Source organism: Brevundimonas sp. (assembly GCF_035626975.1).
GTDB lineage: Bacteria > Pseudomonadota > Alphaproteobacteria > Caulobacterales > Caulobacteraceae > Brevundimonas.
The window spans coordinates 26,594-35,453 of record NZ_DASPMQ010000043.1 but is presented as its reverse complement, the minus strand read 5'-3'; the positions used below and the strand labels follow the sequence as shown (position 1 = coordinate 35,453).

The 8,860-nt window shown below is 68.2% G+C and carries 15 protein-coding genes; 5 read left to right on the top strand and 10 right to left on the bottom strand.

Annotated elements, in window-relative coordinates; genetic code table 11:
• On the bottom strand, window positions 1-312 hold a 312-nt coding region (locus tag VEB62_RS11640; RefSeq protein ID WP_524536812.1), incomplete at its 3' end, for a phosphoribosylformylglycinamidine synthase-related protein.
• A gap of 101 nt (window positions 313-413) precedes the next feature.
• On the opposite strand from VEB62_RS11640, the gene VEB62_RS11635 reads away from it, so the two are divergent.
• The 3 genes from VEB62_RS11635 to VEB62_RS11625 all read left to right on the top strand — a co-directional run bounded on the left by VEB62_RS11635 (window position 414) and on the right by VEB62_RS11625 (window position 1,143).
• Window positions 414-563, top strand: coding sequence for a hypothetical protein (locus tag VEB62_RS11635; protein WP_324799635.1), 150 nt, complete (start codon window positions 414-416; stop codon window positions 561-563).
• Complete coding sequence (locus tag VEB62_RS11630) at window positions 563-805, top strand: Tat pathway signal protein (protein WP_324799633.1); 243 nt, start codon at window positions 563-565, stop codon at window positions 803-805. The genes VEB62_RS11635 and VEB62_RS11630 overlap by 1 nt, the downstream gene beginning before the upstream one ends.
• Window positions 806-876: 71 nt before the next feature.
• Window positions 877-1,143, top strand: coding sequence for a hypothetical protein (locus tag VEB62_RS11625; protein ID WP_324799630.1), 267 nt, complete (start codon window positions 877-879; stop codon window positions 1,141-1,143).
• On the opposite strand, the gene VEB62_RS11620 is transcribed toward VEB62_RS11625, so the two are convergent.
• The 6 genes from VEB62_RS11620 to purC all read right to left on the bottom strand — a co-directional run bounded on the left by VEB62_RS11620 (window position 1,140) and on the right by purC (window position 4,129).
• Window positions 1,140-1,685, bottom strand: a complete 546-nt coding sequence (locus tag VEB62_RS11620) for a sugar O-acetyltransferase (RefSeq protein WP_324799627.1) — start codon at window positions 1,683-1,685, stop codon at window positions 1,140-1,142. The two genes, VEB62_RS11625 and VEB62_RS11620, sit on opposite strands and share 4 nt — an antisense overlap.
• 84 nt (window positions 1,686-1,769) lie before the next feature.
• A complete protein-coding gene (gene purQ, locus VEB62_RS11615) occupies window positions 1,770-2,432 on the bottom strand; it encodes a phosphoribosylformylglycinamidine synthase subunit PurQ (RefSeq protein ID WP_324799625.1) in 663 nt (220 codons plus the stop codon).
• 45 nt (window positions 2,433-2,477) lie between these two features.
• Window positions 2,478-2,957: a YbhB/YbcL family Raf kinase inhibitor-like protein gene (locus VEB62_RS11610; protein ID WP_324799622.1), complete on the bottom strand. Its 480-nt coding sequence runs from the start codon at window positions 2,955-2,957 to the stop codon at window positions 2,478-2,480.
• 49 nt (window positions 2,958-3,006) lie between these two features.
• On the bottom strand, window positions 3,007-3,138 hold the full coding sequence (locus tag VEB62_RS11605; protein WP_324799619.1) for a hypothetical protein: 132 nt from the start codon (window positions 3,136-3,138) through the stop codon (window positions 3,007-3,009).
• Window positions 3,135-3,371, bottom strand: a complete 237-nt coding sequence (purS, locus tag VEB62_RS11600) for a phosphoribosylformylglycinamidine synthase subunit PurS (protein WP_324799616.1) — start codon at window positions 3,369-3,371, stop codon at window positions 3,135-3,137. Before purS ends, VEB62_RS11605 begins: the two co-directional genes overlap by 4 nt.
• Window positions 3,371-4,129, bottom strand: coding sequence for a phosphoribosylaminoimidazolesuccinocarboxamide synthase (gene purC / locus VEB62_RS11595; RefSeq protein WP_324799641.1), 759 nt, complete (start codon window positions 4,127-4,129; stop codon window positions 3,371-3,373). Before purC ends, purS begins: the two co-directional genes overlap by 1 nt.
• A gap of 249 nt (window positions 4,130-4,378) precedes the next feature.
• Here purC and VEB62_RS11590 point away from each other — a divergent pair, with 249 nt between their 5' ends.
• The gene (locus tag VEB62_RS11590) at window positions 4,379-4,702 is read left to right on the top strand and encodes a DUF1476 domain-containing protein (RefSeq protein ID WP_324799613.1); all 324 of its coding nucleotides are present in this window, start codon (window positions 4,379-4,381) and stop codon (window positions 4,700-4,702) included.
• Window positions 4,703-4,834: 132 nt separating this feature from the next.
• On the opposite strand, the gene VEB62_RS11585 is transcribed toward VEB62_RS11590, so the two are convergent.
• The 3 genes from VEB62_RS11585 to purB form a co-directional block, all read right to left on the bottom strand.
• Window positions 4,835-5,422: a fasciclin domain-containing protein gene (locus VEB62_RS11585; RefSeq protein WP_324799610.1), complete on the bottom strand. Its 588-nt coding sequence runs from the start codon at window positions 5,420-5,422 to the stop codon at window positions 4,835-4,837.
• A 106-nt stretch (window positions 5,423-5,528) separates the two neighbouring features.
• Window positions 5,529-6,026: a DNA-deoxyinosine glycosylase gene (locus VEB62_RS11580; RefSeq protein ID WP_324799608.1), complete on the bottom strand. Its 498-nt coding sequence runs from the start codon at window positions 6,024-6,026 to the stop codon at window positions 5,529-5,531.
• A gap of 7 nt (window positions 6,027-6,033) precedes the next feature.
• On the bottom strand, window positions 6,034-7,335 hold the full coding sequence (purB, locus tag VEB62_RS11575; protein WP_324799606.1) for an adenylosuccinate lyase: 1,302 nt from the start codon (window positions 7,333-7,335) through the stop codon (window positions 6,034-6,036).
• A gap of 395 nt (window positions 7,336-7,730) precedes the next feature.
• Between purB and VEB62_RS11570 the strand changes: the two genes are divergently transcribed.
• Window positions 7,731-8,837, top strand: a complete 1,107-nt coding sequence (locus VEB62_RS11570) for a hypothetical protein (protein ID WP_324799604.1) — start codon at window positions 7,731-7,733, stop codon at window positions 8,835-8,837.
• The last annotated feature ends 23 nt before the right edge of the window (window positions 8,838-8,860 follow it).

Sequence of the window (8,860 nt, the reverse complement as noted above, 5' to 3'; positions counted from 1 at the left end):
CTGGTAGGGCTCGATGTAGGAGGGGTGGTTGTGGCTCTCCATCTTGAAGATGCAGGCGTCGCCGTCGTCGATGTCGATGACCCCGGCGTTCTCGCCCGGCCCGCAGATCACCCGCGGCCCCTTGGTCGGGAATTTGCCGAGGTGGATCTTCGACGACTTGTACGAGCAGTGCTCGGACCACATCACCGAGAACACGCCCAGTTCGACGTTGTTGGGTTCGCGCCCCAGCCGGTCGAGGACGACCTGATACTCATTGGGGGCGAGGCCGTATTCGGCGGCCAGTTCGGCCATGGTCTTCTGCGGAGCGCTCATGGCCGCGCCTTCTAGCGGCAGAAGGGGCGCCTGTCAGCCGTCCGCGGCGGAACATCGTCGGCGGCCCGCCATTCTGTCAGACGAAGCCAACGGAGGCCGCCATGACGGACCAGCCGATCGACCCCGCCGCCACGCCCGAAGATCCCAATTCGCCCGGGATCGCCGCCGATGACGCCGGGGCCAGCGCCGCCGCCGAGCGCGCCGCCAAACAGGCCGCCAACGACGACGACAAGGACGGGGAGGGGCGGTGATGGCGCGCACGCCCTCCGACGCCACTCCGACCCACCCGGACCACCAGCAGATGGATCGCTCGAATGACCCCGAGATTACCCGGGCCATGGATGAGGCCGCCCCGGAACTGGCCATGGTCAGCCGGCGGCAGCGCCTGACCGGATCGGCCGTCGGCGTCGGCAGCGTCGGCTTCGACGAGGACGGCGCCTTCGACGTCGGGGACCCGGACCGGGACCCGCGCGACGACCCTGCGGGCGGCTAGCGCCGGCGTCAGGTTCACGGGCCCCGGAACCCCCTCATCCGCGTGGGGTTCACTCCACGAAGGAGACCGCCATGACCGACGAACCCGAACGTCCCGAAGAGAGCCCCAGGTTCGAGACCGACACCGTCCAGGCCGATCGCGCCCGCGAGCAGGGCCTCGGATTCGGCGAGCGCGAACTGAAGGCCCAGCGCGATCCGGGCGGCGTCCGCACCGCCGACGAGGATCCCACGATGGAGAACGGCGCCTCTCTCAACGCCGACGATGACGACGCGCTGGACCAGTCGATCGCCGTTCAGGGATCGGCAGACGGCGACCGCCGCCGCGCGGACGACGTCTAGGGCCTGATCCGGGCCGGATTGCCCATGGCGGTCGCGCCCGCCGGCACGTCGCGCGTCACCACGGCCCCGGCTCCGATCACGGCGTCGTCGCCGATGGTCACGCCGGGCAGGACCAGCGCCCCGCCGCCGATCCAGACGTTGACGCCGATGACGATGGGTCGCCCGAACTCCGTCCCGGCGGCCCGCTGGGCCGCATCCCGCGGATGATCCGCGGTCAGGATCTGCACGCCCGGTCCGATCTGCGTCCCGTCGCCGATATCGACTTCGCAGACGTCCAGGACGATGCAGTTGAAGTTCAGGAACACGCCCCGGCCCAGCCGGATATTGTAGCCGTAGTCGCAGTGGAACGGCGGGCGGATCACCGCGCCCTCGCCGACCTCGCCCAGCCTTTGCCGCAGCAGGTCGCGCCGTTCGGCCGGCGTGGCGGCGAGCGCCGCATTGTAGCGCGCCATCCAGTGTTTGGCGGCGGTCTGGTCGGCCTGAAGCTCCGGGTCGCCGGGATCGTACGGCAGGCCCGAGATCATCTTCTGGCGTTCACTCATGAACATGGCCGGCCCCCACGCGCGTCCCCGGCGCGCACTCCGGCGAGTTCGGCTGCATTGGCCGCCCGGGTCAAGCCCGGCGTATCAGGCCGCCGCGAACACGCTGCGGAACAGGATGGCGCCGTCGGCGGATCCCAGCTCGTCCTCGAAGGCGCGATCCGGGTGGGGCATCATCCCCAGCACATTGCCGCGCGCGTTCTGGATGCCGGCGATGTCGGCGACCGAGCCGTTCGGATTGTCGACATAGCGAAACACGACCTGACCCTCGCCCTCGAGGCGGGCCAGGGTCTCGGCGTCGGCGAAGTAGTTTCCGTCGCCGTTGCCCTGGGTCATCACCACCTCGCGCTGGCCCTGATAGCCGGCGGTGAAGCGGGTCTGGCCGTTGGCGACGGTCAGGCTGATCGGCTTGCAGACGTATTTCAGCCCGGCGTTTCTCAGCAGCGCGCCCGGCAGCATCCCGGCCTCGCACAGGATCTGGAAGCCGTTGCAGATGCCGACCACCGCGACGCCGTTGTCGGCCGCCTTCTTCACGGCCTGCATCACCGGCGACTGCGCCGCCATGGCCCCGCAGCGCAGGTAGTCGCCGTAGGAAAAGCCGCCCGGCAGCACGATCAGGTCCAGTCCGGACGGCAGTTCCGTCTCCTGATGCCAGACCATGTCGACGGTTTCGCCCGTCGAGCGTTCGATCGCGACCTTGCAGTCGCGGTCGCAGTTGGACCCCGGGAAGACGATGACGGCTGCGCTCATGGGCGCGCCTCTAGCATCGTTCGGAGGCGATGTCAGGGCGCCGGATCAGCCTTGCCCCTTGTTCTCGTAAGTCGCGGTGATCGAGGCCCTGGCCAATGTGTGGAAATGCAGGTTGAAGCCGAACACTGCGCCGGAATTCTCCGGCGTCAGGTCCAGCCGGTCCGTGTCCACGGCGAAGACGGTGAAGATGTAGCGGTGCGGCCCATGCCCCGGCGGCGGCGCGGCCCCGCCGAAGCCGGTCTCGCCGAAATCCGTGCGGCCCTCGACGGCGGCCTTCGGCAGGCCGGAAGGCGACGCGCCGGCGGCCAGCTCCGTCACATCGGCGGGGATGTTGGCCACGGTCCAGTGCCAGAAGCCGGAACCGGTCGGGGCGTCCGGATCGAAACAGGTGACCGCGAAGCTCTTCGTCCCCTCGGGTGCGCCCGACCACCTCAGATGCGGCGAGGTGTTGCCCTTCGCATACACCTGCGCGTCCGGCAGCACGCCGCCGTCGGTGATGTCGTTGGAGCTGAGGGTGAAGGTCATTGCGCAGCCTCGTCTGTGATCGCCGAACGATCCTAACGCACGAGGCGGCTCAATGTCCCTGTTGCTTCGCCGCCGGCGTGAAGGCCGAATCGTCCATCAGCCCGCCGCCCACGGCCGCGGCGAAGATCAGCACGCAGACCAGCACGAAGGCCGCGATCGAGAACTGGATCAGCCGCTTCACGCGACCTCGATGCGGTAGCTTTCGATCACGGTGTTGGCGAGCAGGGTCTCGCACATTTTCTTCGCTTCGGCTGCGGGATCGGCGGCGCCGTCCAGATCGAACTCGATCAGCTTGCCGACGCGGGCGTTGCCGACGCCGGCCCAGCCCAGCCCGTGCAAGGCGCCCTCGACGGCCTTGCCCTGCACGTCCAGCACGCCCGGCTTCAGGAACACGTGAACCTTGATCCTCGCCATCAGTGCAGTCCCCCCTGAATCACGGTCGGCATGTCCTTCATGATGCCCAGCCGGCGCGCCACTTCGGTGTAGCTCTCGATGACGTTGCCGAGATCGCGGCGGAAGCGGTCCTTGTCCAGCTTCTCGCCCGTGGTGCTGTCCCACAGCCGGCACGAATCGGGGCTGATCTCGTCAGCCAGGATGACCCGCGAGAAATCGTTCTCCCAGATCCGCCCGAACTCGATCTTGAAGTCCACCAGGGTGATGCCGACGGCGCCGAACATGCCCGAAAGATAGTCATTGACCCGCACCGTCATCGCCAGAATGTCGTCCAGCTCCTGGGTCGAGGCCCAGTTAAAGGCCGTGATGTGCTCCTCGGTGACCATCGGGTCGTTGAGCTCGTCCTTCTTGAGGTAGAATTCGATGATCGAGCGGGGCAGGGGCGTGCCCTCGTCGATGCCGAGACGCTGGCTCATCGAGCCGGCCACGATGTTGCGGCACACCACCTCGAGCGGGATGATCTCGACCTCGCGGATCAGCTGCTCGCGCAGGTTAAGCCGCTTGATGAAGTGGTTGGTCACGCCGATGCCGTTCAGGCGGGCCATGACGAATTCACTGATCCGGTTGTTGATGACGCCCTTGCCCTCGAGCTGGGCCTTCTTCTCGCCGTTGAAGGCGGTGGCGTCGTCCTTGAAGTACTGGATCAGGGTGCCGGGCTCCGGTCCCTCGTACAGAATCTTGGCCTTGCCCTCATAGAGCTTCTTGCGCTTGACGTTCATCATCGTGGATCCGGGCGGGGCGTCGCCAGAAACGAAAATCGCGCGGCCAGCACGTTGGTCTGGACGGCGCGATCCGGAATCGGGCGAGCGGGAGAATTTGTCGGCCCTCCCTTACCGGAAGCCGCGCTGCGACACAAACGGCGGCCCACATTGAACCGTCAGGGTTTCCGTTGCGTTCGGCTCCCGGGGGGCTATAGACCACCCCGATCCGCGGCCGCTTTGGCCGCCTGACGGAGCCTGAAGACGCGCATGACGACCTTCGACGATCGGGAAAAGGGCTTTGAGTCCAAGTTCGCCCTCGATCAGGAACAGGAATTCAAGGCGATCGCCCGGCGCAACAAGATGCTGGGCCTGTGGGCCGCGGAAAAAATGGGCCTGTCCGCCGACAGCGCCGAGGAATACGGCCGCGCCATCGTCAAGGCCGACTTCGAGCAGCCGGGCGAGGAAGACGTCTACCGCAAGATCGCCCAGGATCTGGAAGGCGCCGGCCTGACCGTCTCGGAAGGTGAAATCCGCCGCAAGATGGACGAGTTGTCCTCCGTCGCCCGCGAACAGATTCGCAACGGCGAATAGGCCGCTTTCCGCCCCGAAACCGAGGAAAGGCCGCGGCCTTTCGGCTGCGGCCTTTCAGGACGGATCGATTGGGGGCGATCCGTCGCCGGCGCCGCGGGGGGGAACGCGGGGCCGGTATTCAAAGACCGGGCGCTATCCCGGCGACATGACGGTATCGACCCCGTGAATCACGCCGTTTGAGGCGGTGATGTCGGCCTCGACCACCCGCGAGACATCCCCCGCCGCATCGGTCAGGGCGATCGCGCCGTCCGCGCTGATCCGCGCCGTCAGGGTTCCGCCCTGCATGGTGGTCAGGCTCATCGATCCCCCGCCCGCCTGTATCCGCTGGCTCAGCACGGCGCCGTCCAGCCGGCCGGGGACCACGTGATAGGTCAGCAGCCGCCGCAGGTCCGCCGCGCCCTCGGGCAGGGCCAGGGCGTCGCGCCTCTCCGCCGGAACCTTCTCGAACGCCGCATTGGTCGGAGCGAAAACCGTGAACGGCCCGGCGCCGTTGAGCGTGCCCTCCATGCCGGCCGTCTGGATGGCGCTGACCAGGGTGGTGAAGTCCGGATCGCGCTGCGCCACCGTCAGGACGGTGCCCGTCGCCGCCCGCGTCCCGGCTGGAGCCGTCGCCGGCTCGGCGGCCGGCTTCACGGGAGACGCCTCGCGGTCGCAGGCCGCCAGCGCCAGCACCAGCGCCGCGACCCATAACGCACCAGGCACAGGACGGGTCGGTCTCATCGCTCAGCCCCTCGTCGGCGCCGCCCTCCCGGCAGCGCTACAGTGGATATGGCTCAGCCGGAAAAAGGATGCGTCGGCGCGACATTATTTCGCGCCGCCGGCGCTGTCAGCCGACGTAGGGGCCGAGCGCGGCCCAGGCCGCCGCCTTCACCTCGTGCCGCCGGGCATGGGCCGGGCTGGAGGACGGCAAATCGATCAGCACCACCTGCTCCGATGCGTTCGCCAGCAACGCCCGCCCCAGTTTCGCGGCCGTGCCGCCGTTGAACGCCACGGCCCGCAGTTCCGGCAGGCCCGCCACGAGCCCCCGCAGGTCCGCCGCCTCCGGCTGCCGGATGGCCGCATCGAGGCTGCCGGGCCGCTCGGCGCTGGCGATGACGTCCCACAGGCCGACGCCCGCCGCCTTCAGCGCCGCCAGCCGCTCGTCATAGGGCAGGGCGGCCAGGTCGCGCCCGATCACGCCGCCGATCAGCCGCCAGAAGGCGTTCTGCGGATGGCCGTAGTACTGGCCAGCCTTCAGCGAGGCGTCGCCCGGCAGGCTGCCGAGGATCAGCAGCCGCGTATGCGCGTCGACGACGGGGTCGAAGGCGCGCTTGCGGTCCGTCATCGCCCGGCTACCGGGCCCCGAACACCCGCGCGAACACCGTGTCCACGTGCTTGGTGTGATAGCCGATGTCGAACAGCGCCTCGAGCTGCGCCGCCGGCAGGGTCACCCGCTCGTCGGCCTTGAGGAAGTCGAGGAAGGCCCCTTCGCCGCGCCACACCTTCATGGCGTTCTCCTGCACGGCGGCATAGGCGCTCTCGCGCGACACGCCCGCCTGGGTCAGCGCCAGCATGACGCGCTGCGAATGCACCAGCCCGCCCAGCAGGTTGAGGTTCTTCTCCATATTGGCCGGATAGATGTTCAGCCGCTCGACCACGCCCGCCAGCCGGTGCAGGGCGAAGTCCAGATGGATCGTCGCGTCCGGCCCGATGCCGCGCTCGACCGAGGAATGGCTGATATCCCGCTCGTGCCACAGGGCGACGTTCTCCATCGCCGGCACCACGGCGGACCGCACCAGCCGCGCCAGGCCGGTCAGGTTCTCGGTCAGGATCGGATTGCGCTTGTGCGGCATGGCGCTCGAGCCCTTCTGGCCCGGGTCGAACGGCTCTTCGGCCTCCAGCACCTCGGTGCGCTGCAGGTGGCGGATCTCGACCGCCAGCCGCTCGACCGACGAGGCCACCACGCCCAGCGCCGCGAAGAAGGCCGCGTGCCGGTCGCGCGGGATCACCTGGGTCGAGACCGGCTCGACCGTCAGACCCATCTGGTCGGCGACATAGGCTTCCACCGCCGGATCGACGTTGGCGAAGGTGCCCACCGCCCCGGAAATGGCGCAGGTGGCGATCTCTTCCCGCGCCGTCAGCAGCCGCCGCTTCGCCCGCTGGAACTCGGCGTGATAGCCGGCGAGCTTGAGACCGAAGGTGACCGGCTCGGCGTGGATGCCGTGGCTGCGGCCGACGCACGGCGTGAACTTGTGCTCCTGCGCCCGCTTCTCCAGCGCCGCCAGCACCCGGTCGACGCCCTCGACCAGCAGGTCGGCCGAACGCGCCAACTGCACGGCGAAACAGGTGTCCAGCACGTCCGACGAGGTCATGCCCTGGTGCAGGAAGCGGGCTTCCTCGCCGACGATCTCGGCCACATGGGTCAGGAAGGCGATGACGTCGTGCTTCGTGGTGCGCTCGATTTCGTCGATGCGGTCGGCGTCGAACACCGCGTCCTTGCCCTTGGCCCAGATCGCCTCGGCGGCCCCGGTCGGAATCACGCCCAGTTCGGCCATTTTGGTGGCGGCGTGCGCCTCGATCTCGAACCAGATCCGGTATTTGGTCTCTTGCGACCAGAGGGCGACGGCGTCGGGGCGGGAATAGCGCGTGATCATGGGCGCGCTTTAGGCCGTGTTGGGCCCGGAAGGTCAAGTATGGCGAAGCGTCAGACCCGGGGGAAAGAATAACGCTGTTATCGGTTGGAGAGCGCGAATAGGCTCCGCGCGAGAGGGGCGGCCTGTCTCTCTGTTCGGGAGGGGGACCGATGTCGCAGATCGCACAGCTCGTGCTCGGGTTGGCACTGGCGCTGGGAGACGCCCGGCAGACCGCGCCCGATCGGCCAGCGCCCGCCGCGACGGAGCAAGTCGCGCCGGCGGTCAGGGCGCCGTCTACGGCGCCGGCCATCCCATTGCGCCGGACCTCTCCCCAGATTCCTCGGCGAGCCCCTACGCCCCCGCCCCCGCCCCCTCCACCTCCGCCGCCCCCGCCGGACGATGAACCTGATGACTTCGTGATCCTGGGCGGCCTGACCGTCACCGAGGTTCCCGATGAACCCTACGTCCTGCCGTACGGCGCGATCTCGGAGGCCTTCGGCATGACCGGCTGGTCTGCACTCACGAATGGGACGACTAAGGGCGGCGCCGTCATCGTGCGCCTGCGTGACGGGCAGGGGCGGATCGTCGTCCGGGCGCAGGATGACTCACTGAATCTCGCGACCATCGATCTGCTCAATCCCGGCGGCCCGCTGAGCGGTGCTGCGTGGGTGGACACCGGCCTGCACGCCGGTTCGGAACCGCACTGCCAGGCGCTGCTGGATTCCGAAAGTCTGGGTGACATGGCGTGCCTGTTCGTGAACAGGACAAGCAAGTCGGTAAACCTCTACTTTCTTGATCCGTCGGGCCACTACGCGAGCCCCTCGTACGAGCTCGGCGGGCACAACCCCGGTTTTCGGCCAACGCTCCTGCCGCGGGTGGCCTGGTGGGGCGACGCTCCTTTCGTCGATTCCGAGCTCATGACGACGGGGTATGAGGCCCTGGCGTGGGATGGGGGAGTCAGCGGCTGGCGGCTTTCAGCCCGGTTTACACAGAAGTACATGGAAGGGGCCGGCCTCGGTCAGTCGCCTTGGGGACCCGCGGTGTCGACCCAGCCCGGAGTCCCTGACCAGTGGACGCAAATGCACGGCGCCTATCCAACGCCCCTGGACTGCATCGAGGACAATGCCGAGATACTGTGCGCGGTTGGCACGCTGACCGGCCAGATCAGGGTTATCGCGCTCCAGGAGGCTGACGCCGGAGAATATGTGTCGGCGGCGCCGGTCCAGCGCTTTGTCACCTCGGCAGTTCCGAACGGTCTCAGCATCAACATAGCTCCCTCGCTCATACGTCTGGGCTCGGGCCACTTGGTGGTGACCGTGCGGGGCGAGGACGGTCACATCTGGCAGGTCAGGATCAGGCCCGGATACCTCAACCCGGTCGGGCCCTGGATCGATGAGGGCGGCTACACCCGCGCCGGCTCAGGCATATCCTGCATCGCCAACAACGAGGAGCCGACTTGTTTCGCCCAAGGCATGGACGGCCGCATCTATTGGAAGAAGTTTGCAACGGCGTCTGGGCTCTGACCTGACTCGACGGCGTGCGACGG

Bases quoted from the DNA above. Each gene is read 5' to 3' on its own strand.
- VEB62_RS11635 (WP_324799635.1), top strand. From the start codon at position 414: ATGACGGACCAGCCGATCGACCCCGCCGCCACGCCCGAAGATCCCAAT.
- VEB62_RS11630 (WP_324799633.1), top strand. From the start codon at position 563: ATGGCGCGCACGCCCTCCGACGCCACTCCGACCCACCCGGACCACCAG.
- VEB62_RS11625 (WP_324799630.1), top strand. From the start codon at position 877: ATGACCGACGAACCCGAACGTCCCGAAGAGAGCCCCAGGTTCGAGACC.
- VEB62_RS11620 (WP_324799627.1), bottom strand. From the start codon at position 1,685: ATGAGTGAACGCCAGAAGATGATCTCGGGCCTGCCGTACGATCCCGGC.
- purQ (WP_324799625.1), bottom strand. From the start codon at position 2,432: ATGAGCGCAGCCGTCATCGTCTTCCCGGGGTCCAACTGCGACCGCGAC.
- VEB62_RS11610 (WP_324799622.1), bottom strand. From the start codon at position 2,957: ATGACCTTCACCCTCAGCTCCAACGACATCACCGACGGCGGCGTGCTG.
- purS (WP_324799616.1), bottom strand. From the start codon at position 3,371: ATGGCGAGGATCAAGGTTCACGTGTTCCTGAAGCCGGGCGTGCTGGAC.
- purC (WP_324799641.1), bottom strand. From the start codon at position 4,129: ATGAACGTCAAGCGCAAGAAGCTCTATGAGGGCAAGGCCAAGATTCTG.
- VEB62_RS11590 (WP_324799613.1), top strand. From the start codon at position 4,379: ATGACGACCTTCGACGATCGGGAAAAGGGCTTTGAGTCCAAGTTCGCC.
- VEB62_RS11585 (WP_324799610.1), bottom strand. From the start codon at position 5,422: ATGAGACCGACCCGTCCTGTGCCTGGTGCGTTATGGGTCGCGGCGCTG.
- VEB62_RS11580 (WP_324799608.1), bottom strand. From the start codon at position 6,026: ATGACGGACCGCAAGCGCGCCTTCGACCCCGTCGTCGACGCGCATACG.
- purB (WP_324799606.1), bottom strand. From the start codon at position 7,335: ATGATCACGCGCTATTCCCGCCCCGACGCCGTCGCCCTCTGGTCGCAA.